We start from the raw sequence: 23,622 nt of genomic DNA on the forward strand, positions 1-23,622 counted from the left end.
AAGTTTATACGTTTTTAAGTCAACGTAGTAGGTTACAACGGCGTCTTAAAGTGCTTTGACAGCTTTAGGCCTTGACCCTGATAGTTCGACGCGATGCCCGCGCCATACAACTGGGTCGGCAACTCGGCCATTTGTTCATAAACCAGGCGACCTACAACCTGACCGTGCTCCAACACAAAGGGCGCTTCGTGGCATCTCACCTCCAGCACCCCGCGTGATCCCGCACCGCCAGCGGCCGCATGTCCAAAACCGGGGTCGAAGAAACCCGCATAGTGCACCCGGAACTCGCCGACCATGGCGAGATAGGGAGCCATTTCAGCGGCATACATCGGGGGAATGTGAACCGCCTCGCGGCTGACGAGAATATAGAACGCGCCGGGATCAAGAATGATGCGCCCATCCTTGCTGCGCACTTCTTCCCAGTATTCCAACGGCTCATAGGCACCGATTCGATCTAAATCGATAACCCCGGTATGCGGTTTGGCGCGATAGCCCACCAAATCAGTGTTGGGTAGACGCAGGTCAACGGAAAACCCAAGTCCGTCCTGAATAACCGCAGGGCCATCCACCAGCGGAGTTTTGGCGTGCACCGTCCTTAGATCGGCATCAGACAAGATCGCCTGACCCTGACGGAACCGGATCTGGTTGAGCCGCATCCCGGGACGTACCAGAACCGAGAAAGATCGGGGGCAGATTTCAGCATAGAGCGGTCCGACATAACCCGATGCAATCCGGTCAAACTCGGTGCCGCTGTCGGTGATGGTTCGTGTCAGCAGATCAAGTCGCCCGGTAGAACTCTTGGCATTTGCAACCGCATTCATGTCCGGGGGCAGGGCGAGCGATTCCATCAGCGGCACCAGATAGACGCAGCCCTTTTCCAAAACCGCGCCTTCGCTGATGTCGATGCGGTGCATCTCGAATTCTTCCAGCCGGTCTTGGACCGTGTTGCCTTCGCCCGCCAGAAACGAGGCGCGGACACGGTAAGCAACTATTCCCAAACGTAGATCAAGACTTGCTGGCTGCACTTGCGCCGCCAGGATCGGGTGTGTTGCGGCAATCTGGCCGCGTTCGATCATCTGCTCGATTTTCTGGTTCGGGCATACGCCTGTCATGCCGATCCCCCTGTGGGCCAGATGTTCTGGCCTGCGGATATGGTACGTCGGTGTGATTTGGTCGGGCTAGCAGGACTCGAACCTGCGACCTTCCGTCCCCCAGACGGACGCGCTACCAGGCTGCGCCATAGCCCGACGTTGGGGTGTTCATAATGGTTTTCCCGGCAGGAGCAAGAGAAAAACATTGCCTTTTTCTTATCCCGCTGCCTGATTGTCGACCTTATCCAGCCATGCCCTCAGATCACGCGCGAGTGGAGCAATCAGGACCAGTTTTTTCTTGTCAAACCGATCGATCGACCAAAGTTTTGCCAGAACTCCTGATTCCGTGCCATCAGATTCGATCTCGCTATGAACCGCAACTTTTGGGGTATCGTCCTCAGTCTTGAATTCACCTGCAAGCCCGGTCGACGCATTGCTCCCGAGGGGAGGCCGTGGTGCGGGAGGGTCCCCAAGGTCCATGTCCATTTGCGTGGCCGTCGGACGGGTGTCCGCATGTTCCATGAAGGGTATTACGTTGCCCTTGGCCGAGGCCTGTTGAACCGCCGGTTCATCCAGGCTTTGCGACAATCGTGCGACATGGGCGACTCCTTCTTCACGCAAAATGCGCTGAACCCCTTTGATTGTCAGGCCGTCATCGTGCAGCAGCCGTTTTATCCCACCGAGCAACTGCATATCATTGGGGCGGTAATAGCGTCGTCCCCCAGCCCGCTTGACTGGCTTGACCTGGGAAAAGCGACTTTCCCAAAAGCGCAGGACGTGGGCTTGTACCCCCAACCAATCCGCAACTTCGCTTATGGTGCGAAATGCGTCGGGAGATTTGCTCATGTCCTCTCTATCCCGAAGTTATTTGCGGTTTCCGGCGGCGACGCGGTCTTTCATCAGGTGCGAGGGACGGAATGTCAGCACGCGTCGTGGCTGGATCGGAACTTCTTCTCCGGTTTTGGGGTTACGGCCAATGCGAGCGGTCTTGTCGCGAACGCTGAAAGTACCGAAAGACGAAATCTTGACCTGTTCGCCCCGCACCAATGCGTCAGACATATGGTCCAGTACGCTTTCGACCAACTGTGCACTTTCGTTGCGCGACAGTCCGACTTCGCGAAAGACAGCCTCGCTCAGATCCATCCGAGTCAGTGTTTTGTCACTCATGCCATTTCCCCTGTTGTTGGCAAAGCATAGGGGGAGGGTAAATTCGCTGTCAATATCAATGAATTGCGGGCGGCTGTGTAAGCGCTATCGCGCCTGTTACCATCTCAGGACGACGGCGCCCCAGGCAAGGCCTCCCCCAATTGCTTCGGTTACGATCAAATCACCCGGTTTGATTTGTCCGCGCTGCTTACCAACGGATAGGGCCAGAGGGATGGATGCTGCCGACGTATTTCCGTGATCCTGCACCGTGACGACAACCCGTTCCATTGGAAGGCCCATTTTCTTTGCGGTGCCCTGAATGATGCGAATATTGGCCTGATGCGGCACGATCCAGTCTACATCCGCGCTGCTCAAGCCAGCTTTGCCCAATGCGGTTTCTGCGGTTTTGGCCAGCTTGTCCACCGCGTGGCGAAACACCTGGTTGCCTTGCATGCGTAGATAGCCGGTGTTTTGTGTTGCAACTCCGCCGTCGACATAAAGCAGATCCTTGTACCGTCCGTCCGAGTTGAGATCCGTCGACAAGATGCCCCGGTCTTTTGCTGTTCCTTCACCTTCTTGTGACTCGAGAATCACAGCCCCGGCGCCGTCACCAAACAGAACGCAAGTCGAACGATCGGTCCAATCCATGATTCGCGAAAACGTTTCGGCTCCGATGACCATCACGCGTTTGGCTTGCCCCGACAGGATCAGCGCGTTCGCATTGCTGAGCGCATAGACAAAACCTGCGCAGACGGCTTGGACATCAAAGGCAAATCCCCTGGTCATACCCAGACGGGCCTGCACCATGGTCGCTGCGGATGGAAAGGTCAGGTCGGCGGTCGACGTGGCGAGTACTATGGCATCGATATCTTCAGCGGTCAGTCCCGCATCCTTCAATGCGGCCTCGGCTGCGCAAGTCGCCAGATCCGACGTGGTTTCGCCTTCGGCGGCAAAATGACGGCGCTCGATCCCCGAGCGGGTGCGAATCCACTCGTCCGACGTGTCCAGTGTCACTTCGAATTCCGAATTTGGGACCACGCGTTCCGGCAAATAATGCCCGACACCTACTACTACTGCTCGGCTTGCCATGCCCGGTTACCGCCTTTTGTTATTGTCCAGCCTGCGATGCTGCCTGACCGTCATCTTGGGCAAGCGCCGAGGTTGTTGCAACCCGAGCCGCCAGTTTTTCCGAGAATCCGGACTTTGCCAGCGTGAACGCAAGTTTAACCGCTGCGGAAACGCCCGTCGCATCCGCACCGCCATGAGATTTTACGACTGTTCCGTTCAGACCCAGGAACACGCCGCCGTTGACGCGGCGCGGGTCGATTCTTTTCTTCAACCGCTGCAGCGACGTGATCGCCAGAACTGACGCCAGACGGGACAGCGGAGAGTATTTGAACGCTTCTTTCAAGAGATCGCCGATCAGACTGGCCGTTCCTTCGCCGGTCTTGATCGCCACGTTGCCGGTAAAGCCGTCAGTGACGATCACATCGGCCCGTTTGCCGGTGATATCGCTGCCTTCGACAAAACCGGCGAATTCAAAATTTGCCTGCTCGGCAAACTCTGCGATCAGGCCATGCGCTTCTTTTAACTCGGCGCGGCCCTTGTGCTCTTCGGTGCCGACGTTCAGCAGTCCGATCCGGGGGCGTGACAGGCGCATGCCGTTGCGGGCGTAAGAGGCGCCCATGAGCGCGAATTGCAACAGATCCTTGGCGTCCGCCCTAACATCCGCGCCCACGTCGAGCATGACGTTGAACCCCTGCGGGTTTCGCGACGGAAACAGAATCGCGATGGCAGGCCTGTTCACACCGGGCAGTTTGCGCAGCCGCATCATGGACAGGGCCATGAGCGCACCGGTATTGCCGCAGGACACGGCGCCATGTGCTTCGCCCTCGCGAACCGAGTCGAGCGCTGACCACATCGAGGTTTGCTTGCCGTTGCGCACAACCTGGCTTGGCTTGTCCTCCATCGTGACGACATCGGTACAATCACGAAAAACGACGCGTCCCTCGAGGACACGCCGTTTGGCAACCAGTTTGCGCAGCTGCTCTTCCGGGCCGTGCAGGATGAATCCGATTTCCGGATTCTTCTTGGCCGAAATCGAGATGCCCGCCACAACGACCGAAGGACCCGCGTCCCCGCCCATGGCGTCAACCGAGATTATGATCTGTCCGTTCCTGAAACCGGTCTGATCTGGCTGAGCCGTCATGTGGTGGCCTGCACTCGAACGGGCTTAGGCCGCGTCTTCGTCCAGGTCGATTTCGTCGGCCTGAGCGACGACTTCGCGGTCGTCATAGTGACCGCAGGACGCGCACACATGGTGCGGGCGCTTCAGCTCGCCACAGTTCGGACACTCGTTCGGGTTGGCAGCAACCAGAGCGTCGTGCGCGCGGCGGTTGTTGCGGCGCGACTTGGAAACTTTGTTCTGTTGGACAGCCATTGTCTCAACCTTTGTCTGACTGGGGCCTGCGGATCTGCCGCCGGCCGGGTTACATTCTTCGTTTTCTCGTGGCGTGACGCGCGTTTAGGGCACTGCCCTCACGATGTCCAACCCAAAATCCGATGAGCGCGCGAAAATACCGCGATTCTCGTCATGTTCAAGTGGTTTTTCTGAGCGCCTGCTATGACAGGTCTCGGGCCTCATGTCACTTGTCTTTTTTTAGCGTCTTGCGCAATTCGGCCAAACCCGCAAACGGCTTTACGTCCTCGTCTGTCATGGCTTGTTTTCCCGGTTCCGTATATACTGCTTCACCCAGATCGGCACCGTCCTTTCGAGGATATTGTGGCAAGGCCAAAGACAGCGCTTCGATCATCACAGTGTCGAGATCGATGAATGCTTCCAGTGCCTCGGTCTCGTCATCTTCGGGCATTTCGGCCTCGGCTTCGTCTGGTTCCTGCCAATCGGCCAGAAACACGCGGCGCACATCGGAATCGATGCGGGTGGTGACAGGTTCCAGAGAGATCACGCAAGGCTGGACCACGGTTGCGCCCAGCTTTGCCGAAAGAACCCAATCGCGTTTTCCTCTTGACCGAAGCTCTCCTGTAAAGCTCAGTTTACGCAAGCCCAACAGGTCCATTTCATCTCTGATGCGTTCCAGTTCAGATGCGTCGGGACGCAGGTGGAACTCCGTTGGCGTGTTTTGGGCAAGGTCGGCGACCCGAAGGGGTGTCTGGTCTCTCATCCGGGATCTTTCGTGTGTTGAACCGGCGCGTTGGTTTCTGTAATCGGATAGAAGCCGCGTGGCGCCAAGGCAAGAGGTTCTGGATGGTAAAGTTTAATGATCTGCTGACACCGGCAATCCGGGTGATCGCATTCGGGACCTGTCTGGCTGTCGCCACGGCCTGTACGCCGATATACAAGAAGCACGGTTATGCTCCGAGCCAGGCCGAACTGGCTGAACTGAAAGTTGGGGTTGATACCCGCGATAGCGTGATCGAAGCGGTCGGCGCACCGGGGGCATCCGGGGTGTTGAAGGATTCTGGGTATTATTATGTCGTGTCCCGGTTCCGTCATTATGGCCCGAAACAGCCCGAGGTTGTGTCGCGGGAGCTGGTAGCCATCACCTTTGACCAGCGTGGCGTGCTACGCAATATCGAGCGCTATACGCTGGAAGATGGGATCGTCGTGCCGCTCGAGCGTCGAGTGACCAGTTCCAGCGTGGAGGACAAGACCTTCCTGCGTCAGTTGTTGGGCAGCATCGGAAGCTTCAACCCGGCAAACGCGTTGAACTGATAATGGCCTATTGTTATGCCGATTTGCCCTTGTCGCCGCTTGCGTGACGCAGCGAATGTGCTTACGTGATCCGGGCGGCGCTGCGAGGAAGTCAACCTTGGCAGAAACGGTTTTGGTGGACAAAGGACGTTATAGGGCGCGATGTGCCTCTTCGGCTGGGGATGTCGCTGACGCACAGGCATTGCGTAGTCTTGCGTTCAAAGCAAAAGTGCTGGATCAGGACGAATTCGATCAACGCTGTACACATGTCCTGATTGAGGACATGCGCGCGAACGGGCGTATCGTGTGTTGCTTCAGGATGCTGACGCTTGACTGCGGACGTGACATTCATCGCAGTTATTCCGCACAATATTATGACCTTTCGGGGTTGTACGATTTCACCGGACGTATGGTTGAAATGGGACGGTTCTGTGTACACCCCGATTGGAATGACCCTGATATTCTGCGGGTCGCATGGGGGGCGATGGCGGTTTTCGTGGACCGGTACAATGTGGAAATGCTGTTTGGGTGCTCTTCGTTTGCTGGCACTGAAACCAGGCAATACCTGGATGCGTTTGCCATGTTGAAGGACAGACACCTCGGCCCGAAACGCTGGCTACCGCGCGTCAAGTCGCCGGATGTATTCCGGTTTGCCGCGCGGCTGAGGAGGCGGCCGGATGTGAAGCAGGCGATGTTGAGGATGCCGCCAATGCTCAGGACATATCTGGCGATGGGCGGTTGGGTTGGCGATCACGCGGTTGTGGATCGGTACATGAACACGCTGCATGTCTTTACCGGGCTTGAAATCGGCGCGATCCCTGCGTCGCGCAAGCGCTTGTTGCGTTCAGTCGCCGGGTATTTGGAACAGGAAGAAGCACAGGCCGTTGACGCGGTGAGCGCTCCGGTTTAGCTGGCGGGAATGGCGAGAATTCCTTTGTTGCAGATGTCCGGCATTTCCCTGACTTTTGGGGGTGATCCGGTTTTTTCCGATCTCGATCTGGTAATCCAGCCGGGCGACAGGGTCGCTTTGGTGGGGAGAAACGGATCGGGCAAGTCGACCCTGATGAAAGTGATGGCCGGACTGGTGGAGCCGGATTCAGGCGATATCGTTATTCCTCCATGTAAATCAGTTGGTTACATGGAGCAGGATCCGGATATGTCGGGTTTTGCGACGCTGGGGGATTATGCATCGAGCGGGTTGGAGCCCGGCGAGTTGTACAAGGTGGAGCGCGCTGGGGAAGGGTTGAAATTCGATCCCGCCCGTGCGGTAAACACCGCCTCGGGCGGTGAGCGGCGACGGGCCGCGCTGGCCAAGCTGATGGCCGAAGCCCCCGATCTGATGCTGTTGGATGAGCCGACGAACCATCTGGATATCGAGGCGATCCGATGGCTGGAAAATGAGTTGAAGGCCACTCGTGCGGCCTATGTCCTGATCTCGCACGACCGCGCATTCTTGCGTGAGCTGACGCGCGCAACCCTTTGGATAGACAGAGGAATGGTTCGCAGGCAAGAGAGGGGTTTCGAGGCTTTTGAGGTCTGGCGCGATCAAGTTTGGGAGGAAGAGGACACCGCGCGCCACAAGCTGGATCGGCTGATCAAATCCGAGGCCCGCTGGGCAGTCGAAGGCATCAGTGCGCGGCGCAAGCGAAATCAGGGACGGGTGCGGGCGCTGCAGGCGCTGAGAGCCGAACGTGCAGCGCAGATCAAGCGGCAGGGATCTGCGGCTATGTCTTTGGAATCAGGTCCGAAATCCGGTCGCAAGGTGATTGACGCCAAGGGCGTGAGCAAAAGCTTCGACGGCAAGCAGATCGTCCGCAACTTTGATTTGCTGGTCCAGCGTGGTGACCGGGTCGCGTTTGTCGGACCGAATGGTGTTGGAAAAACAACTGTTCTCAATATGTTGCTGGGGACAGTTGAACCGGACGACGGAACGGTAGCAACAGGCACCAATCTGGAAGTGGCGGTATTCGATCAGACCCGGGCGCAACTTGATCCCGAGATGAGCCTTTGGGACAGTTTGACAGGCGATCCGGAGATGCGTGTTTCGGGCAAGGCAGACCAGGTCATGGTGCGCGGCATTCCCAAGCATGTCGTTGGTTATCTTAAAGAATTTCTGTTTGACGAACGACAGGCAAGGGCGGCTGTCAAGTCGTTGTCGGGTGGGGAAAAAGCGCGGTTGCTGCTGGCGAAACTGATGGCGAAGCCGTCGAATTTGCTGGTGCTGGACGAGCCGACGAACGATCTGGATGTGGAAACGCTGGATCTGTTGCAGGAGTTGTTGGACGACTATGACGGCACCGTCCTTCTGGTCAGCCACGACCGGGATTTTCTGGATCGGGTGGCCACCACCACGATCGCGATGGAGGGCAACGGGCGTGCCGTCGTCTATGCCGGAGGTTGGTCGGATTATATCGCGCAGCGCAGTGATGAAACTGTAAAAAAGGAAGAAAAAACAAAGTCATCAACGCCAAAGATAAAGGTGGAAGTCAAGCCGAAAGAGGGCCTGACATTCTCGGAAAAACACCGGCTTGAAAAGCTGCCAAAGGAGATCGAACGGCTGGAAGCCGAGATCGGAAAGTTGCAGGAGTTCATGTCGGATCCGGAATTGTACACCCGTGAGCCGGTCAAGTTTCAGAAGGCCACCGAGGCGCTGGTCGAGCGGCAGGCAAAGCTGGCCGCAGCCGAGGAGGAATGGCTGATGCTGGAAGAGAAGGCCGAGGCCGGTTGAGCCGGATTGTGCGAATTGTACCGGGTTTCAGACCCCGGTTGTCCAAAATGTACATATGAAAACCGGCCCGGAGCATAGCTCCGGGCCGTTTCGTCAGAACCGTTCAGCGCATCCGCAACGCGCCGTCGAGGCGAATGACCTCGCCATTGAGATAGCCCATCTCGACGATGAAGCCGGCCATGCGGCCAAACTCTTCGGGGCGGCCCAGACGCGGCGGGCAGGTGACCTCGGCGGCAAGCTGATCCTGCGCCTCTTGCGGCAGGCCCAGCAGCATCGGGGTCAGAAAGATGCCGGGCGCGATGGCCATGACGCGGATGCTGTCACGGGCAAGGTCGCGGGCCATCGGCAGGGTCATGCCGACGATGCCGCCCTTGGAGGCGGAGTAGGAGACCTGGCCTTTCTGTCCGTCAAAGGCGGCGATGGAGGCGGTATTGATGATCACACCGCGCTCGCCGTTTTCATCCGGTTCATTCTTTGCCATTTCGGCGGCGGCGAGGCGGGCGACGTTGAAGCTGCCGATCAGGTTGATATCGATCGTCATGTCGAAGGTCTTGAGCGGCAGCGGGCCGTCCTTGCCCAGCGTCTTGCCGACGGTGCCGATCCCGGCGCAGTTCACGGCGGCGGTGATCCGCCCCATCTTGTCGACGGCATGGGCGATGGCGGCGGCGACCGACGTTTCACTGGCTACATCGGTTTCGGCGAAATGCCCGCCGATCTCGGCGGCGACATTTTGACCGCGCTCGACATCGCGGTCAAAGATGGTGACCTGCGCGCCGTTTGTGGCGAAATAGCGGGCGGTGGCCTCGCCAAGGCCCGAGGCCCCTCCGGTGACGATGACGGCGGTGGTGCTGAGCTGCATTTCTGGTTCCTCTCCCCGGATATGAACAGGTGTTCAAATAATGCAATCCTGTGTATCTGTCCACCTCTCATGCGGCCAGGCGTGTTGGAGTATCCGGGTCGCAGGGGGCAAGGCGGTTGAGTGTTCATTCAGCAGATCGCGGCGAAGGGGTGTATTTGGCCAATTTTCGCAACCGGTGCATAATGCCCGCCGTTTGGGATCGGAAACCAGTTCGAGGGGGGATACTCGATGGATGCATTATGGCATACGCCGCAGATCAGGATTGACGAGAAATGCCGGACTGCCTGGGTTCAGGTTGGGGATGGTTTGTTGAGGCAGCATGACAAGTTCAAAAAGGAAAACGACAGGCTGATCAAACTGGTCGAGGACATGCGCAAGGCTGAACAGGCCTATTTGCAGGCCGAAGCGAAAATGCGGAATCAGCTGCAACTGGTCATGAAGACGGCAGAAAAGAGCGCGCGCGTGGCGGCGCAGCTGCGGTCCAAGGACCTGAAGAACTGCAAGGTGGCAAAATCGAACTCGTTGATCGAGCGTTACATGGAAAAGAGCGTTGCAGGATTTGAAAAGCAGTTGAGCGACTGGATCAAGGCGCACAAGAAAGTGCTGGGCATGCCGAATGCCAAGCAGCGCCTGCCAATGCGGTGATTTTGCACCGACCCCGGCCTAGACAGGGTTGGCCGCAGCAATTCGTGGGCGCAGGCCACGCGCCGGGCCGGCGGTTGAAGGAAAGCTCGCTCCATGAATAACCCGCGGTTTGATTAGTGACAGCGGGTCAGCGACTGCCTGATCCAGCTTTGCGATTTCTTTCCGGGCATCGAAAGAACGCCAATTTGAAACCGGGTTGGGTATTGTCGGGGAACTGTTGGTCGAATCACGGGGGAATTCATGCTCAGACTTGTTATCACTTTGGGTGTTTTGACTGCTTTGAGCAGTCCTGTGATGGCCGATGGGTTTCTGGACAAGGTCAAGAAGGGGGCAGAGAATACAGCGGATGCCGTGGGGCGCGGGGCCAAAAAGGCCGGAAAAGCGCTGGAAAAGGGAGCGGAGGCCGTCGGTGACACGGTCGACTCGACCGCCGAACTGGTCACGAACGAAGCCACGCCGGAGGAGACGCGCGCGAAGCTCGACGCGATGGCGGACGACATTCTGGCAAGGCTCCTGACCGAGAATGCAGATGCGGCCCAGTTGTTCGAGATCAGCGAGGGATATGCGGCGTTCGACACGCGCAAAGTGACCGTGTTCCCGGTATCTGCCGGTTACGGGCGCGGCGTTGCGGTGTCCAGGCTTGATGCCCGGCGGACGTATATGAACATGGGAACCGGCGGTGTTGGTGCTTCGTTGGGGATCGGTGGTTTCAAGACCCAGTTCGTCATCCTGTTCGAAACGCAGGCGGATTTCGACAAGTTCGTGACCGAGGGATACGACGCGACAGCGGAAACCGGGGCGATGTTCGGCGACGACACCACTCAGGAAGCGGCCAGATTCGTCGATGGCCGGACGTTTTTCGTGCTCAGCAAGAAGGGGTGGCGCGTCGCGGCGAGCGCGTCCGGCACGAAATACTGGAAATCGCCGGAACTGAACTAGCGGTCAGGCCGAGCAGCTGGCCCCGCCCAGAACGCAGAACTTGGCGCAATGGGGATGGTTCAGATGTACGTCCGCCTCGGCGTCTTCCAGCGTGGAGCCCAATTCGAATTCCGGCGAATAAGGCAGAAGGGTGCAGGCCAGAACAGCCGGTTTCGACGCCCCTTTGCGTTTGACCACCATGCGTGAGGTTGCGCACATCACGTCGGTTGGCGCCTTGTTCAGAATGCCCCAGCAGGCTGTTGTGATTTCGGGCACTTCGACGGTTTCATCCATTTCGGGAAACAGCACGGTCTGGCCGGGGTCGTTGGCGTCGATGTCGATACCGTGTTCCTTGAAGAAAGAAGCATAGCCCTGGCGGCTTTCGGCGTCTGTCTCGCCCCAGACGGTGCGGCCCGCGATGGTCATCCGAATCCCGTTGTCACGCAGCCATTTCATGCCTTCGAGTGTTCTGTCAAAACTGCCTGCGCCGCGTTCGGTGTCGTGCAGTTCCGGTCGGGGGTGATCAAGCGAGATGCGCAATGTCAGGCGGTCTCCGAAATCCTGTTTGAGGCCGATCAGCCCGTCGCGCATTTTCGGGCGCATCATCGGCTGCATGGCGTTTGTCAGAATCAAGACCTCGAATCCCCGCTCCAGCGAAGCGCGGGCCATGTCGATGATTTGCGGATTCATGAATGGTTCGCCGCCGGTGAAGCCGATTTCGCGGATCGGCCAGTTGCGGGCTGCAATCTGGTCGAGGTACTCGCGCACTTCTGCGGCGGTGATATAGACCAGCGCGTCGTTGGTGGGGCTGCTGTCGATGTAACAATTGGCGCATTCGATGTTGCACAGGGTTCCGGTATTGAACCACAGGGTCCGGGGGTCGCTCAGGCGGACGGACGCGCGGGTTTGTCCGTCGGCTGTCACGTATCTGTCCTGGAACTTGCCCAGGTTTGCTTTGTGCAACACGTTGTCTTTCATACCCACATCCGGCTGTTGAACTTGTCGGTTCGTTCTAGCCTGACGCGGGAAGAAAGTTAAAGTAGGCCATCAGGTGCTGACAGAGTTTTGATTTGAAGAGAGCAGGATTATGATTGCGCTAACATTGGACAGGCAACCAGATCGACGTTAAGGACAAGTTATGGTTTCACGCGTTATTCCGGTTGATCCGTTCGACCTCGTAATTTTTGGCGGTACGGGCGATCTTGCCCGGCGCAAGATCCTTCCGGCGCTGTTTCGGCGCTTTTGTGCGGGGCAATGGCCGCATGATGTGCTGCTTTTGGGGGCTGCGCGCAGCGATCTTGACGATGAAGGCTATCGCGAACTCGTCGGCGGATTCCTGAAAGACCACGCCGGGGAGCGGGCGAAAGACGGGCAGGCCCTGCAGGCATTCCTGGCACGTGTCGGATATGTGCGAATCGAGGCGCAGGGATCGGAAGGATGGAGGGAGCTTGCCCAGCGCCTGTCGCCGGACAGGGTTCGGGCCTTTTATTTCTCGGTCGGGCCGCGCCTGTTCGGCGCGCTGGCCGAGCGGATCGAAGCGCATGGCATGGTCACCGACCAAACGCGGATCGTGGTCGAGAAGCCGTTCGGCCATGACCTTGCCAGTGCCCGGGATTTGAACAGGACATTGGCGGGTCATTTCCAGGAACGGCAGATTTACCGGATCGACCATTATCTGGGGAAGGAAACGGTTCAGAACCTGATGGCGGTGCGGTTCGGCAACATGCTGTTCGAGCCGCTGTGGAACAGCCAATACGTGGATCACATTCAGATCACCGTTGCTGAAACGGTCGGTGTGGACGGGCGCGAAGAGTATTACGACCGCGCCGGCGCGATGCGGGACATGATGCAGAACCACCTGATGCAGCTTTTGTGCCTGATCGCGATGGAGCCGCCCGCCAAGTTCGATCCTGACGCGGTTCGGGACGAAAAGCTCAAGGTGATCCGCGCGCTTGATCCGGTCTTGCCGCATCACATAGTGCGAGGGCAGTTTGCGACCGCACAAGGGCTGACCGGATATCGGGATGTGGTGGGAAATCCGCGTTCCAGCACGGAAAGTTATGTCGCGCTGCGCACGCATATCAGCAACTGGCGATGGGCGGGAACGCCATTTTATCTGCGCACGGGCAAACGGTTGGTGGCCCGGTCTTCGGTCATCAACGTGATGTTCAAGGATGCGCCACATTCAATCTTTGGCGAAGAGGCCGGACGCCACGCGAATGTTCTGTCGATCCGGTTGCAGCCCAACGAAGGCATTACGCTGAAGGTAACGATCAAGGAGCCGGGGCAGGGTGGTATGCGTCTGGTGGACGTTCCGCTGGACATGAGTTTCGCCGAAGCGCTGGGGCCTGAAAACCAGGATCCGCCCGATGCTTATGAAAGGTTGATCATGGATGTGGTTCGTGGCAACCAGACGTTGTTCATGCGCGGTGACGAGGTCGAGGCCGCCTGGGCCTGGACCGATCCGATCATCGCGGGATGGGAGGCGCGAAATGATGTGCCCAAACCCTATGATTGTGGCAGTATCGGGCCGGGTGACGCCGAACTGTTGATGAAACGCGACGGTCGTCGCTGGCAGGGGATCAAGCCATGAAAATTCAGGAATATGCGGATCGGGATTTGCTGGCGATGGATGTGGCGAACATGCTGGCCGGTGAGCTTGAGGCTGTATTGTTTCACGAAGAAACGGCGTCATTTGCCGTACCCGGAGGTACCACGCCGGGGCCGATATTCGACAGTCTGTGCGCGGCGGATATCGAGTGGGACAGGGTGCATGTTCTGCCAACCGACGAGCGCTGTGTGCCCGAAGATCACGAACGCTCGAACGCACGGCTGATCAAGGAACGTCTGCTGGTGAACCGCGCGTCGTCGGCGCGCTTTTTGCCGTTATACGTGCCGGGTTCCGAGCCAGAGGATGTACTGACCGACATTGAGGCCATGCTTGCGCCGGAATTGCCGCTGTCGGTTCTGGTGTTGGGAATGGGCGAGGACATGCACACCGCTTCTCTGTTTCCGGGAATGCCGGGGCTGATGGACGCGATGGGCGACCACGCGCCGGTGCTGGCCGTGGCGCGCCCGCAGACCCAGCCCGAAACCAGGATCACGCTGACCGGGCCGGTCCTGGACGGGGCGTTGTCCAAACATCTGGTCATCTATGGGGCGGAAAAACGCGAGGCCCTGGAACGGGCGATGTCGCTTCCTCCCGAAGACGCCCCGATTACCGCGGTGCTTCGCGGTGCGACCATTCACTGGGCAGCGTGAGAGCGGTGATGTTCGATGAATTGAAAGGTGTCGCCGCCCATTCGCGGGACCGGAAAATCCTGGATCTGTTCGAGGCCGATCCGAACCGTGCCGAACGGTTTTCCGTCGCTGCCGGCGATCTGTTGTTCGACTATTCCAAGACACAGATCAACGAGGATGTCCGCAAGCGTCTTTTGGCGCTGTGTGATACGGTAAGACTGGCCGAACGCCGCGAGGCGATGTTTTCGGGGGCAGCCATCAACGAAACCGAAGGCCGCGCGGTCTTGCACACGGCGTTGCGCAACCTCGACGGCGGCCCGGTCGTGGTGGATGGGCAGGACGTGATGCCGGATGTTCTGGAAACCCTGCAGCGCATGCGGGTGTTTGCCGAAAAGATACGTGGCGGCGCGTTGCGAGGGGCGGGGGGCAGTTTCACCGACGTCGTGAACATCGGCATCGGCGGGTCGGATCTTGGGCCGGCCATGGCGACGGCGGCGCTGTCTGTGTATCATGACGGGCCGAGGATGCATTTCGTGTCGAATGTGGATGGCGCGCATATCGCGGATACGCTGCGCCCGTTGGATCCCGCGCGCACATTGGTGATCGTGGCGTCGAAGACCTTTACGACCATCGAGACCATGACGAATGCCCGTACGGCACTGGCCTGGATGACGGAAGGCGGCGGCGATCCGGCCCTGCAGTTTGCGGCTGTGTCCTCCGCTGCGGATCGGACCGGAGCCTTTGGCATTCCGTCCGGGCAGGTATTCGGTTTCGCGGATTGGGTTGGCGGGCGATACTCGGTCTGGGGGCCTATCGGTCTTCCGGTGTTGATTGCCGTCGGATCCCAGGCGTTCGACACCTTTTTGCGCGGGGCCCAGGCGATGGACCTGCATTTCCGATCGGCGGACTGGCACGAGAACATGCCGGTGATGCTGGCCCTGGCCGGCGTTTGGCATCGTCAGGTTCTGGGTCACCCCAGCCGTGCGGTTCTGCCTTACGATCAGAGACTTCTGCGTCTGCCGGCCTATCTGCAGCAGTTGGAGATGGAATCGAACGGAAAGTCCGTCGCCATGGACGGTACCGCCTTGCCGTTCCCGTCGGGGCCGATTGTCTGGGGAGAGCCGGGTACGAACGGCCAGCACGCGTTTTACCAGTTGATCCATCAGGGCACGGACGTGATCCCCTGCGAATTCATGGTCGCGGCCGAGGGGCATGAACCGGAACTGAGACATCATCACAGGCTGTTGCTGGCCAACTGCCTGGCGCAATCCGAAGCATTGATGCGCGGTCGTTCGCTGGAGGAGGCGCGGTCGAGGATGGCGGAAGCGGGGTTGTCCGGGGCGGAACTGGAACGTCAGGCGCGGCATCGCGTTTTTTCTGGCAACCGCCCCTCGACAACTTTGATGTATCCAAAGCTGACACCCTATGTCCTGGGCCAGATCATCGCTCTTTATGAACACCGCGTCTTTGTCGAGGGTATCATTCTCGGGATCAACTCCTTTGATCAATGGGGTGTCGAGTTGGGCAAGGAGTTGGCCACATCGCTGGGGCCGATCGTCGATGGTGAGGCTGCCGCCGATGGCAAGGATGGCTCGACCGCGGCGCTGGTTGCCTATGCACTTCGGCACCGGGACTGAGGCGGCGGGGGCGACCGGGCTGGCTGATCCAATCTAAGCGGTTGTCTTGGCATCGATTGATTGGCACTGTTCCACGCAGGAGGGCGTGTGCCCCGGTGTGTCTTGCCGGGACCACGGGACAGGGATGTCAGGCAGGGGCGGAGTGAATACCGCCATGCCGAAGGGGAGGATTTTGCATGCTTGGACAGATGATGACGCAGCCGTTGCTGATCTCGTCCTTGATCGACCACGCGGAACGATATCACGGGACGACCGAGATCTGGTCTGTCGAGACCACGGGCGGTGTCACGCAGTCAAGTTGGGGTGAGGTTGCTGTCAACGCCCATCGTCTGGGGTCGGCCCTGACGCGTCTTGGGCTGGAACCGCAGGACAGGGTGGCAACGATCGCCTGGAACAATCGCCGCCATCTGGAGGCCTATTTCGCGGCGTCCAGCGCTGGGTTTGTCTGTCACACGATCAATCCCCGCCTGTTCCCCGAGCAGCTGGTGTACATCATCAACCATGCCGAAGACCGCGTGGTATTCTTTGATGCGACCTTTGTACCGCTCATCGCGGCGCTGCACGACAAGCTGACCGAAGTGCGCCATTTCATACTGATGGGGCCGCGCGACCAGAACGCCGCCGATCAGATACCGGGGCTTTTGTTTTATGACGAGTTCATCGAAACCGGGGATGCCGGTTTCGAATGGCCCAGTTTCGATGAAAACACCGCGTCAAGCCTTTGTTATACATCGGGAACCACCGGGCATCCGAAAGGTGTCTTGTATTCCCACCGGTCAACCGTGCTGCACAGCTTTGCGTCGAACACTCGGGATGTGATCGGATACTCGGCGATGGACACGGTGCTGCCCGTGGTGCCGATGTTCCATGTAAATGCCTGGGGGTCGCCTTATGCCTGCGCGATGTCCGGTTCGCGCATGGTTCTGCCGGGGCCGAACCTGACCGGTGAGGCGCTTGTCGAATTGATCGATACATATGAGGTGACAACCTCGCTGGGCGTGCCGACGATCTGGCAGGGATTGCTGGCCGCTGCCGCGAAATCGGGCAGCAGGCTGGGCAGCCTGAAAAGAACCATCATTGGCGGGTCGGCTTGCCCGCCGTCGATGATTGCGACATTCCGGGACCAATACGGGGTGGATACGGTTCACGCCTGGGGCATGACCGAAATGAGCCCGCTGGGAAGCGCCAACATACCGCTGGCCAAGCACCGGGATCTGCCGGTCGACGAACAATACCGGCTGCGCGAAAGCCAGGGGCGCCCGCCATTCGGGGTCGATCTGAAGATCGTCGATGATGACGGCAATGACCTTGCGCATGACGGTGTGACACAGGGCGACCTTATGGTGCGCGGGCACTGGGTGCTGGACAGCTATTTCCACATGGAAGATCAGGAAATTCTGCAGGATGGCTGGTTTGCCACCGGAGATGTGGCGACAATCGACGCAGACGGGTACATGACCATTCGCGACCGGTCGAAGGACATCATCAAATCCGGCGGGGAATGGATCAGTTCGGTGGAGCTGGAAAATATCGCCGTGGCCCATCCCAAGCTTGCCACTGCGGCGGTTGTTGGCGTGAAACACCCGAAATGGGACGAACGCCCGCTGTTGGTCGCGGTGAAAGCCGAAGGCGAAGACCCGACCGAGCAAGAGCTTTTGGCCTATTTCGAAGGCAAGATCGCCAGTTGGCAGATCCCGGACAAGGCGGTGTTTGTCGATGCCTTGCCGCTGAATGCCACCGGCAAGGTTCTGAAGCGCAAGCTCCGCGATGAATTCGGAGATGTTTTGTTGCGGTAGACAGCCTGTGTCACGCGGTGGCTGTCAGGCCGTGACCAGATGGAGCGGTGAATATGGAAACCGTGGGAAAAACAGCAGTTGTAACAGGGGCCGGACGCGGCATCGGTCGCAGTCTTGTGCAGGCTTTGTCAAAAGCCGGCATGAACCTTGTTCTGGTCGGACATAACGGTGCGGCCCTTGAAGAGACCGCATCCGGTCTTGCAGGCAAATCCATTTGCGTCGTCGCGGATGTTTCAAAGCTGGAAGATGTTCAGCGTGCAGCAGACGAGACGATACGCGCGTTTGGTGCTGTTCATTTGCTTTGCAACAACGCTGGTGTGGGACCGTTCGCGTCTGTGCAAGAAACGACGATTGCGGAATGGGAGTGGGTTCTGTCCGTCAATTTGTGGGGTGTTATTCACGGGATACAGGTTTTCCTGCCAGTGTTCGAGGCCCAGAACGAAGGCCACATTCTTGCAACTGCATCCGAGTCGGGATTGTATGGCGTGCCGTTTCTGGCGGCATACAACACATCAAAATTTGCCGTTGTCGGCCTGATGCAGTCTTTGGAAAGAGATTTGCGGGCGTCTGGTTCGAAGGTCACTTCGTCGGTTCTGTGTCCCGGTGCGACACGCTCTCATATTTTGGCCGGAGAACGCCCGGACTACGCGCACAGGCCTGCTCCGGTTTCAGAGAAAACCAGAGCATTCAGGGAAGTGGTGGGTGAAGCAATTGAGGCTGGTATGGACCCGGACGCAGTGGCCGAATGTGTTCTCGATGGAATGAGACGGAAACATTTCTGGCATTTTTCACATGATCACGTCCCGCAAACGGCGTTCAAGCAAGCCCAGGTCATGGTGGAAAGTCGTCAATTGTCCGAGCTGTAGAATGAGAGTGAACAGGCCCCGGAACGTGAGGCCATGCTGACAGGTTCAAGATGGATGCCGTTTCGGTTTTCAGGTTTTGGGAAATGTCTGGGGCTCAGGCTCTGCAATACACCCAGACGTTGCCGGTTTTTCCATGTCAGCTTAATTGCCTCAGCGGCTCCGGATTGAGAGTGGGCGATAGTGCGTTGAAAATAGAGAGAAATATCAGGGAGCCTTGGAGCGGGTAACGGGAATCGAACCCGTAACTTAAGCTTGGGAAGCTCGCGTGATACCTTTTCACCATACCCGCGCTCTGTGATTTCGAGATATTCAATCGGCGGTGGTCCGTCAAGCGGTGGAACGCAGGGTGCGGCGGTTCCTTTTGTGCCGGGTGGTGCGCCCGGTGTGGTTACCCGGATCTGGCCGAAAATCTCAGCGACAGGCAGGACATGCCGCCGTCAAGCCGGGCGCAGTCGCGGTTGTCGATCTCGACCACCTCAAAGCCTTGGCGGTCCAGCATCTCGGCGGTGCGGGGAAAGCCTGCGGGGAAGAGGACCAGATTGTTGAAACGGATCGCATTGGCCGCGGCTTCTTCGCCGTCGGCGGTATGAAGAACCCGGTACCCGTCGAAACAGCCCGATGCGTCCAGCCGCCGTGTCGAAAGCACGGTTTCCGCATCCATCAGCGAGCAATCGGTCTTGAAATGCAAGACACCTTTTGGCGTAAACACTTCGCGCAGGCTGTGCCCCCAGCCGGACACGATGTCACGCAGTTCCCGAACCCCGGCTTCGTCGGTGCGGGCGGACCGGCCAACCAGAATCTCGCGGCCGGTTACGAGAATGTCGCCGCCTTCTATGAATCCGGGCCCTTTGATCTCGTGGATGTCGTCAAAGCATTCGGTCAGGGCAGGGGCCATTTCGGCAACTTCCCCCAGACGGGAGGGGGCGCCGGGACGCATCAGGACCGCGCCTTGCGGAAGGCACAGGGCCGTGTCCTCGACAAACACCGAGTCGGGGAATGCATCCAGTGGCTCCAGCTCGATCACCGTCGCGCCGGTGCTTTTCAGGGCGGTCACATAGGTGGCGTGTGCCGCCAGCATCGATGCGAGGTCCGGTGTGCCGGTGTCTTCGGCCCTGAGACCGTTGACGACGCTTGCGGACGGGCGGCGGGTGATTGCATGGGTGAATTCGAAGGAAGGGTTGTTCATCATCTGTGTTCCGTGGGTCATGCGGCGTCGCGCCCCAGTTTTTTGGCGTAGGCGATCATGCGGTCGATTGCCGTGGTGAATGTGTCGTCATCGATGGTCAGGGCAACCCTGATCCAGCCGTCGAGCGATGCGCCGAAAGAGGAGCCGGGCATCACGGCAACGCCTGCCTTGTCCAGCAGGTCAAGGGCAAAGGTTTTCCCGTCCAGGCCGGTCGCGGCCACGTTGACCATCGCGAACATTCCGGCCTGCGGTTCATGAACGATCAGGCTGGTATCATGGTTCAGACGATCTGCCAGCAGGGCGGCGCGCGCTGCGAACCGCTCGCGCATGCCGGAGGCGACAGCTGAGCCTTCGCGGACGGCCAGTTCGGTCATATCGGCAATGAACGGCTGGTTTCCGAACAGAATGGTTTCCGAGACCGGCAGCAGCGCGTCGCAGAACGCCGCCGGCGCCACGCACCAGCCGCTGCGAAACCCGGGTGCGGCGTGGGATTTGGATATCGATGACACGGCAATGACCCGGTCGGCCAGGTCCGGCGAGGACAGCGGCGAAACAAAAGCCTGCCCCGGAAAGACGAGGTCCTGGTAGACTTCGTCGGAAATCAGCCACAGGTCGTGCTTTTTTGCCAGATCACCTATGGCGCTAATGTCGGAGGCGGTCAGAATTGCGCCTGTCGGATTGTGGGGCGTGGTCAGCAGAATGGCGCGGGTGCGCGGCGTGATACGCGCAGCGATGTCTTTGGCCTGCATCCGAAAGCCGGTTTCGGCTTGCAGCGGAACGGCAACCATGTCCGCGCCCGTGGCGCGGATCACGGCCTCATACGTGGCATACATCGGGTCGCCGACCAGAACTTCGTCCCCGTGTTCGGCGACGCCCATCAGCACGGCAAAAAGCGCGGTCTGGGTTCCCGGAAAGCACAGGATGTTCTCGGGGCTGAACGGCCAGGTATGCGTTTGGCTGTACCTTTCGGCCAAGGCCCGGCGCAGTCCGGCCTCGCCGCGGCCATCGGAATAGCCGGTTCTTCCGCGGCGCATGGCGCGGTCTGCGGCATCGATCAATGCGGTGGGCGTCGGAACATCCGGTTCACCGATGGTCATTTCGATGACATCCAGCCCCTGATCACGCATCTCGCGGGCTTTTTGATGGACGTCCCATTTGGCGCCACCGAGCCCTGCCAGACGCGTTGTAATTGCTGCGGTTTTCATTGTCGTACTTTCATTGTTCAAGCTTCAACCCGATAATGGCGCCGACCGATTCAAGGCCGATACCGACCAGTTCCTCGGTGTCGAAAATGTCGGGCAGTGCGCCGCCCTCCATCCACAACCCATCGATGACCGCGTTGCAGGCCGTCGCGAGGTGGTGCAGCCGCCTTGGCGTTTCGTTCCGACCGTTTTCCCTGAGCGCGGCACAAATCAGATCTTCGAGGCGGTTTCGGAACTTGTCATAGGTGCGTTCGTGAGTGGCCTTCATCTGCGCGTCGTTTTTCACCTTGTTGAGAAAGCTGGCCCACAAGGCGATCGAACGCGGGTCGACCACAGGCGGGCTGAGCGAGGCGCGAACGAATATCGCCAGACGGTCTGTTGCGGACCCGCTGAATTCGGCGGCCGGGGCGAAGGTGAGATCCGTCATCCGGTCCATATGGTGCCCGTAGGCGGCAACGATCAGGTCATCCTTTGATGAAAAGTAATGCCGGATCAGGCCTTGCGTGACATCGCCCCGTTCCGCGATTTCGCGCACCGTCGCACCCCTGACGCCGTTTTCCGCCACAAGTTCGAGCGCGGCCTCGATCAACGCAATCTTGCGTTGCTCGGGCGTTTCACGCGTAAACTTTCGGCGTTCTTCGGGCATGCGCTGTTCCGTCTTGATGACCGACGTAATTATACGCTTGCATAATTACTGGTGTTGCGGCTTACTACAAGCGGAAAAGCGGGGAAGCCGGACCATGCCAGAAACCTTGGCCGTTGACAGGGCAGCGATTGCCGAGACCTCGGAAGAGGCCATTCGCGTCGATGATTTGCACAAATCTTTCGGCAGTCTCGAGGTTCTGAAAGGCGTTTCCCTGACCGCCAACAAGGGCGACGTGGTGGCCATTATCGGCGGCAGCGGGTCGGGGAAGTCGACCATGCTGAGATGCATCAACTTTCTGGAAACGCCGTCATCGGGAACAATCGTCATCGGGGGCGAAACCGTCGAGATGCGCGCCGATGGCAGCCCGGCGAACAGGCGTCAGATCGAGCGTATCCGGACGCGGCTTGCGATGGTGTTTCAGCAATTCAATCTTTGGACGCACCGGACACTGTTGGAAAACGTGATCGAAGTGCCGGTCCATGTCTTGAAAGTGCCGCGGGCCGAGGCAACACGACGCGCGCACGAGCTGTTGGAGCGGGTTGGCCTGGGCGACAAGGCGGATGTTTTCCCCTCGTTCCTGTCGGGCGGACAGCAGCAACGCGCCGCGATTGCCCGCGCGCTGGCCGTCGATCCCAGCGTGATGTTGTTCGACGAGCCGACCTCTGCGCTAGATCCCGAACTGGTCGGAGAAGTGCTGACGGTGATCAGGGATCTGGCCGCCGAGGGCCGCACGATGCTTTTGGTGACGCACGAGATGAAGTTCGCGCGCGAGGTCGCCGATCATGTGGTCTATCTTTATCAGGGCCGCATCGAGGAGCAGGGACCGCCTGCCGAGGTGTTCGGCAACCCAAAATCGGACCGTCTGAAACAGTTTCTGAAATCAGTGCATTGACTGAAAAAAAATGGGCCGCAGGCCTGACAACAGGGAGACCACAATGAAAACCAGACTTATGCTTGCCGCCGCAGCACTTGCTGTCGCAACAGGGGCCGCTTCTGCCGAACAGGTCAAGATCGGCGTTGCGGCGGAACCTTATCCGCCCTTCGCCTCGCTGGATTCCTCTGGCAACTGGGTCGGGTGGGAGATCGACGTGATCAACGCCGTCTGCACGGCAGCTGAACTTGATTGCGTCATCACGCCCGTTGCCTGGGATGGCATCATCCCGTCGCTGACCGGCCAGCAGATCGACGCCATCATGGCTTCGATGTCGATCACCGAAGAGCGGATGAAAACCATCGATTTCTCCGACCCCTATTACAACACGCCGGCGGTCATCGTTGCGGACAAGGCGTTGGACATTCAGCCGACGCCGGAGTCTTTGGCTGGGAAAATCGTCGGGATTCAGGCGTCGACCATCCACCAGGCCTATGCCCAGGAGTATTTCAAGGACTCCGAGCTGCGCGTCTATCAGACACAGGACGAGGCCAATCAGGATCTGGTTGCAGGTCGTATCGATGCCACCCAGGCTGACAGCATCGCAATGGCGGATTTCGTGGGAACCGATGCGGGCGGGTGCTGTGAGATCAAGGGTGCGGTTGCCAATGACGAGAGCATTCTCGGCAAGGGTGTTGGTGCGGGTGTGCGCAAAGGCGACGACGCGTTGCGCCAATCCTTGAACAAGGGGATTGCGGCAATCCTGGCCGACGGCACTCATGACAAGATCACCGGGAACTATTTCACGACCAGTATCTACAGCAACTAAGGGTCGGTCTTGGAAACGATCCTGGCATCGCTTGGTCTGGCGGAGAGCGCGCAACTGTTGTCGCTGTCTCCGCCGGGCTGGGGTGCGAACCTGTTGCGCGGTCTCGCCAATTCGCTGCAGATCGCTTTCGGGGCCTATGGCCTGGGTCTGGTGATCGGACTGTTCGGGGCTTATGGAAAACTATATGGCGGGCCGGTCCTGCGGGATCTGCTCGCCATCTATACGACGGTGATCCGGGCGGTTCCGGAAC

General features: G+C 59.0%; 24 protein-coding genes, 2 tRNA genes and 1 pseudogene. 13 read left to right on the forward strand and 14 right to left on the reverse strand.

Annotated elements, in window-relative coordinates:
- Positions 1-32: 32 nt before the first annotated feature.
- The 8 genes from AC2FLX_RS14235 to AC2FLX_RS14270 form a co-directional block, all read right to left on the reverse strand.
- A complete protein-coding gene (locus AC2FLX_RS14235; protein WP_496810578.1) occupies positions 33-1,112 on the reverse strand; it encodes a 2'-deoxycytidine 5'-triphosphate deaminase in 1,080 nt (359 codons plus the stop codon).
- A 58-nt stretch (positions 1,113-1,170) separates the two neighbouring features.
- A tRNA-Pro gene (locus AC2FLX_RS14240) sits at positions 1,171-1,247 on the reverse strand.
- 60 nt (positions 1,248-1,307) lie between these two features.
- Complete coding sequence (locus AC2FLX_RS14245; protein WP_480749959.1) at positions 1,308-1,937, reverse strand: MerR family transcriptional regulator; 630 nt, start codon at positions 1,935-1,937, stop codon at positions 1,308-1,310.
- Between the two features lie 18 nt (positions 1,938-1,955).
- Positions 1,956-2,258: an integration host factor subunit alpha gene (ihfA, locus tag AC2FLX_RS14250; protein ID WP_480601149.1), complete on the reverse strand. Its 303-nt coding sequence runs from the start codon at positions 2,256-2,258 to the stop codon at positions 1,956-1,958.
- A 96-nt stretch (positions 2,259-2,354) separates the two neighbouring features.
- Entirely contained in the window at positions 2,355-3,326 is a 972-nt protein-coding gene (locus AC2FLX_RS14255; RefSeq protein ID WP_496747327.1) for a beta-ketoacyl-ACP synthase III, read from the reverse strand.
- A 19-nt stretch (positions 3,327-3,345) separates the two neighbouring features.
- Entirely contained in the window at positions 3,346-4,446 is a 1,101-nt protein-coding gene (gene plsX, locus AC2FLX_RS14260; RefSeq protein ID WP_496810579.1) for a phosphate acyltransferase PlsX, read from the reverse strand.
- A 24-nt stretch (positions 4,447-4,470) separates the two neighbouring features.
- Complete coding sequence (rpmF, locus tag AC2FLX_RS14265; RefSeq protein WP_008756996.1) at positions 4,471-4,677, reverse strand: 50S ribosomal protein L32; 207 nt, start codon at positions 4,675-4,677, stop codon at positions 4,471-4,473.
- Between the two features lie 205 nt (positions 4,678-4,882).
- Entirely contained in the window at positions 4,883-5,419 is a 537-nt protein-coding gene (locus AC2FLX_RS14270; RefSeq protein ID WP_480749962.1) for a YceD family protein, read from the reverse strand.
- Positions 5,420-5,502: 83 nt separating this feature from the next.
- On the opposite strand from AC2FLX_RS14270, the gene AC2FLX_RS14275 reads away from it, so the two are divergent.
- From AC2FLX_RS14275 to AC2FLX_RS14285, 3 genes are all read left to right on the forward strand, one after another.
- Positions 5,503-5,970, forward strand: a complete 468-nt coding sequence (locus AC2FLX_RS14275) for an outer membrane protein assembly factor BamE (protein ID WP_480749963.1) — start codon at positions 5,503-5,505, stop codon at positions 5,968-5,970.
- 97 nt (positions 5,971-6,067) lie between these two features.
- A complete protein-coding gene (locus AC2FLX_RS14280; protein ID WP_496810580.1) occupies positions 6,068-6,859 on the forward strand; it encodes a GNAT family N-acetyltransferase in 792 nt (263 codons plus the stop codon).
- Positions 6,860-6,868: 9 nt separating this feature from the next.
- On the forward strand, positions 6,869-8,677 hold the full coding sequence (locus tag AC2FLX_RS14285; protein ID WP_496810581.1) for an ABC-F family ATP-binding cassette domain-containing protein: 1,809 nt from the start codon (positions 6,869-6,871) through the stop codon (positions 8,675-8,677).
- A 103-nt stretch (positions 8,678-8,780) separates the two neighbouring features.
- Here AC2FLX_RS14285 and AC2FLX_RS14290 read toward each other — a convergent pair whose 3' ends face one another.
- On the reverse strand, positions 8,781-9,536 hold the full coding sequence (locus AC2FLX_RS14290; protein WP_496810582.1) for an SDR family NAD(P)-dependent oxidoreductase: 756 nt from the start codon (positions 9,534-9,536) through the stop codon (positions 8,781-8,783).
- Positions 9,537-9,764: 228 nt separating this feature from the next.
- On the opposite strand from AC2FLX_RS14290, the gene AC2FLX_RS14295 reads away from it, so the two are divergent.
- Both AC2FLX_RS14295 and AC2FLX_RS14300 read left to right on the forward strand, forming a co-directional pair.
- The gene (locus AC2FLX_RS14295; protein WP_480749967.1) at positions 9,765-10,181 is read left to right on the forward strand and encodes a hypothetical protein; all 417 of its coding nucleotides are present in this window, start codon (positions 9,765-9,767) and stop codon (positions 10,179-10,181) included.
- A 240-nt stretch (positions 10,182-10,421) separates the two neighbouring features.
- Positions 10,422-11,120, forward strand: coding sequence for a lipid-binding SYLF domain-containing protein (locus AC2FLX_RS14300; RefSeq protein WP_480749968.1), 699 nt, complete (start codon positions 10,422-10,424; stop codon positions 11,118-11,120).
- 3 nt (positions 11,121-11,123) lie between these two features.
- Here AC2FLX_RS14300 and AC2FLX_RS14305 read toward each other — a convergent pair whose 3' ends face one another.
- Complete coding sequence (locus AC2FLX_RS14305) at positions 11,124-12,077, reverse strand: radical SAM protein (protein ID WP_496810583.1); 954 nt, start codon at positions 12,075-12,077, stop codon at positions 11,124-11,126.
- Positions 12,078-12,237: 160 nt separating this feature from the next.
- Here AC2FLX_RS14305 and zwf point away from each other — a divergent pair, with 160 nt between their 5' ends.
- The 5 genes from zwf to AC2FLX_RS14330 all read left to right on the forward strand — a co-directional run bounded on the left by zwf (position 12,238) and on the right by AC2FLX_RS14330 (position 18,638).
- Entirely contained in the window at positions 12,238-13,692 is a 1,455-nt protein-coding gene (zwf, locus tag AC2FLX_RS14310; protein WP_496746042.1) for a glucose-6-phosphate dehydrogenase, read from the forward strand.
- Complete coding sequence (gene pgl, locus AC2FLX_RS14315; protein ID WP_480749971.1) at positions 13,689-14,360, forward strand: 6-phosphogluconolactonase; 672 nt, start codon at positions 13,689-13,691, stop codon at positions 14,358-14,360. The genes zwf and pgl overlap by 4 nt, the downstream gene beginning before the upstream one ends.
- A gap of 8 nt (positions 14,361-14,368) precedes the next feature.
- Positions 14,369-15,976, forward strand: a complete 1,608-nt coding sequence (gene pgi / locus AC2FLX_RS14320; RefSeq protein WP_496810584.1) for a glucose-6-phosphate isomerase — start codon at positions 14,369-14,371, stop codon at positions 15,974-15,976.
- 176 nt (positions 15,977-16,152) lie between these two features.
- Positions 16,153-17,772: a long-chain-fatty-acid--CoA ligase gene (locus tag AC2FLX_RS14325; protein WP_496810585.1), complete on the forward strand. Its 1,620-nt coding sequence runs from the start codon at positions 16,153-16,155 to the stop codon at positions 17,770-17,772.
- 53 nt (positions 17,773-17,825) lie between these two features.
- Positions 17,826-18,638 carry an SDR family oxidoreductase gene (locus tag AC2FLX_RS14330; RefSeq protein ID WP_496810586.1) on the forward strand — a complete coding sequence of 271 codons (813 nt, stop codon included), beginning with the start codon at positions 17,826-17,828 and terminating at the stop codon, positions 18,636-18,638.
- Positions 18,639-18,853: 215 nt separating this feature from the next.
- On the opposite strand, the gene AC2FLX_RS14335 is transcribed toward AC2FLX_RS14330, so the two are convergent.
- The 4 genes from AC2FLX_RS14335 to AC2FLX_RS14350 form a co-directional block, all read right to left on the reverse strand.
- Positions 18,854-18,927: transfer RNA gene (locus AC2FLX_RS14335), tRNA-Gly, on the reverse strand.
- Positions 18,928-19,026: 99 nt separating this feature from the next.
- On the reverse strand, positions 19,027-19,824 hold the full coding sequence (locus AC2FLX_RS14340) for a dimethylarginine dimethylaminohydrolase family protein (RefSeq protein ID WP_496810587.1): 798 nt from the start codon (positions 19,822-19,824) through the stop codon (positions 19,027-19,029).
- 17 nt (positions 19,825-19,841) lie between these two features.
- The gene (locus AC2FLX_RS14345; RefSeq protein WP_496810588.1) at positions 19,842-21,029 is read right to left on the reverse strand and encodes a pyridoxal phosphate-dependent aminotransferase; all 1,188 of its coding nucleotides are present in this window, start codon (positions 21,027-21,029) and stop codon (positions 19,842-19,844) included.
- A 10-nt stretch (positions 21,030-21,039) separates the two neighbouring features.
- Positions 21,040-21,672, reverse strand: coding sequence for a TetR/AcrR family transcriptional regulator (locus tag AC2FLX_RS14350; protein ID WP_480749976.1), 633 nt, complete (start codon positions 21,670-21,672; stop codon positions 21,040-21,042).
- 94 nt (positions 21,673-21,766) lie between these two features.
- Here AC2FLX_RS14350 and AC2FLX_RS14355 point away from each other — a divergent pair, with 94 nt between their 5' ends.
- From AC2FLX_RS14355 to AC2FLX_RS14365, 3 genes and pseudogenes are all read left to right on the forward strand, one after another.
- Positions 21,767-22,564, forward strand: a complete 798-nt coding sequence (locus tag AC2FLX_RS14355) for an ABC transporter ATP-binding protein (RefSeq protein ID WP_480749977.1) — start codon at positions 21,767-21,769, stop codon at positions 22,562-22,564.
- A 43-nt stretch (positions 22,565-22,607) separates the two neighbouring features.
- Positions 22,608-23,372 carry a transporter substrate-binding domain-containing protein gene (locus tag AC2FLX_RS14360; protein WP_480749978.1) on the forward strand — a complete coding sequence of 255 codons (765 nt, stop codon included), beginning with the start codon at positions 22,608-22,610 and terminating at the stop codon, positions 23,370-23,372.
- Between the two features lie 9 nt (positions 23,373-23,381).
- Positions 23,382-23,622, forward strand: a pseudogene (locus AC2FLX_RS14365) (ABC transporter permease); the annotation flags it as partial.

The sequence above is a fragment of the Ruegeria sp. YKSF57 genome (assembly GCF_059612585.1).

Bases quoted from the DNA above. Each gene is read 5' to 3' on its own strand.
- pgl (WP_480749971.1), top strand. From the start codon at position 13,689: ATGAAAATTCAGGAATATGCGGATCGGGATTTGCTGGCGATGGATGTG.
- AC2FLX_RS14255 (WP_496747327.1), bottom strand. From the start codon at position 3,326: ATGGCAAGCCGAGCAGTAGTAGTAGGTGTCGGGCATTATTTGCCGGAA.
- AC2FLX_RS14305 (WP_496810583.1), bottom strand. From the start codon at position 12,077: ATGAAAGACAACGTGTTGCACAAAGCAAACCTGGGCAAGTTCCAGGAC.
- rpmF (WP_008756996.1), bottom strand. From the start codon at position 4,677: ATGGCTGTCCAACAGAACAAAGTTTCCAAGTCGCGCCGCAACAACCGC.
- AC2FLX_RS14330 (WP_496810586.1), top strand. From the start codon at position 17,826: ATGGAAACCGTGGGAAAAACAGCAGTTGTAACAGGGGCCGGACGCGGC.
- zwf (WP_496746042.1), top strand. From the start codon at position 12,238: ATGGTTTCACGCGTTATTCCGGTTGATCCGTTCGACCTCGTAATTTTT.
- AC2FLX_RS14235 (WP_496810578.1), bottom strand. From the start codon at position 1,112: ATGACAGGCGTATGCCCGAACCAGAAAATCGAGCAGATGATCGAACGC.
- AC2FLX_RS14355 (WP_480749977.1), top strand. From the start codon at position 21,767: ATGCCAGAAACCTTGGCCGTTGACAGGGCAGCGATTGCCGAGACCTCG.
- AC2FLX_RS14340 (WP_496810587.1), bottom strand. From the start codon at position 19,824: ATGAACAACCCTTCCTTCGAATTCACCCATGCAATCACCCGCCGCCCG.
- AC2FLX_RS14295 (WP_480749967.1), top strand. From the start codon at position 9,765: ATGGATGCATTATGGCATACGCCGCAGATCAGGATTGACGAGAAATGC.
- AC2FLX_RS14360 (WP_480749978.1), top strand. From the start codon at position 22,608: ATGAAAACCAGACTTATGCTTGCCGCCGCAGCACTTGCTGTCGCAACA.
- AC2FLX_RS14350 (WP_480749976.1), bottom strand. From the start codon at position 21,672: ATGCCCGAAGAACGCCGAAAGTTTACGCGTGAAACGCCCGAGCAACGC.
- AC2FLX_RS14285 (WP_496810581.1), top strand. From the start codon at position 6,869: ATGGCGAGAATTCCTTTGTTGCAGATGTCCGGCATTTCCCTGACTTTT.
- AC2FLX_RS14275 (WP_480749963.1), top strand. From the start codon at position 5,503: ATGGTAAAGTTTAATGATCTGCTGACACCGGCAATCCGGGTGATCGCA.
- AC2FLX_RS14290 (WP_496810582.1), bottom strand. From the start codon at position 9,536: ATGCAGCTCAGCACCACCGCCGTCATCGTCACCGGAGGGGCCTCGGGC.
- plsX (WP_496810579.1), bottom strand. From the start codon at position 4,446: ATGACGGCTCAGCCAGATCAGACCGGTTTCAGGAACGGACAGATCATA.
- AC2FLX_RS14245 (WP_480749959.1), bottom strand. From the start codon at position 1,937: ATGAGCAAATCTCCCGACGCATTTCGCACCATAAGCGAAGTTGCGGAT.
- pgi (WP_496810584.1), top strand. From the start codon at position 14,369: ATGTTCGATGAATTGAAAGGTGTCGCCGCCCATTCGCGGGACCGGAAA.
- AC2FLX_RS14345 (WP_496810588.1), bottom strand. From the start codon at position 21,029: ATGAAAACCGCAGCAATTACAACGCGTCTGGCAGGGCTCGGTGGCGCC.
- ihfA (WP_480601149.1), bottom strand. From the start codon at position 2,258: ATGAGTGACAAAACACTGACTCGGATGGATCTGAGCGAGGCTGTCTTT.
- AC2FLX_RS14325 (WP_496810585.1), top strand. From the start codon at position 16,153: ATGCTTGGACAGATGATGACGCAGCCGTTGCTGATCTCGTCCTTGATC.
- AC2FLX_RS14300 (WP_480749968.1), top strand. From the start codon at position 10,422: ATGCTCAGACTTGTTATCACTTTGGGTGTTTTGACTGCTTTGAGCAGT.
- AC2FLX_RS14270 (WP_480749962.1), bottom strand. From the start codon at position 5,419: ATGAGAGACCAGACACCCCTTCGGGTCGCCGACCTTGCCCAAAACACG.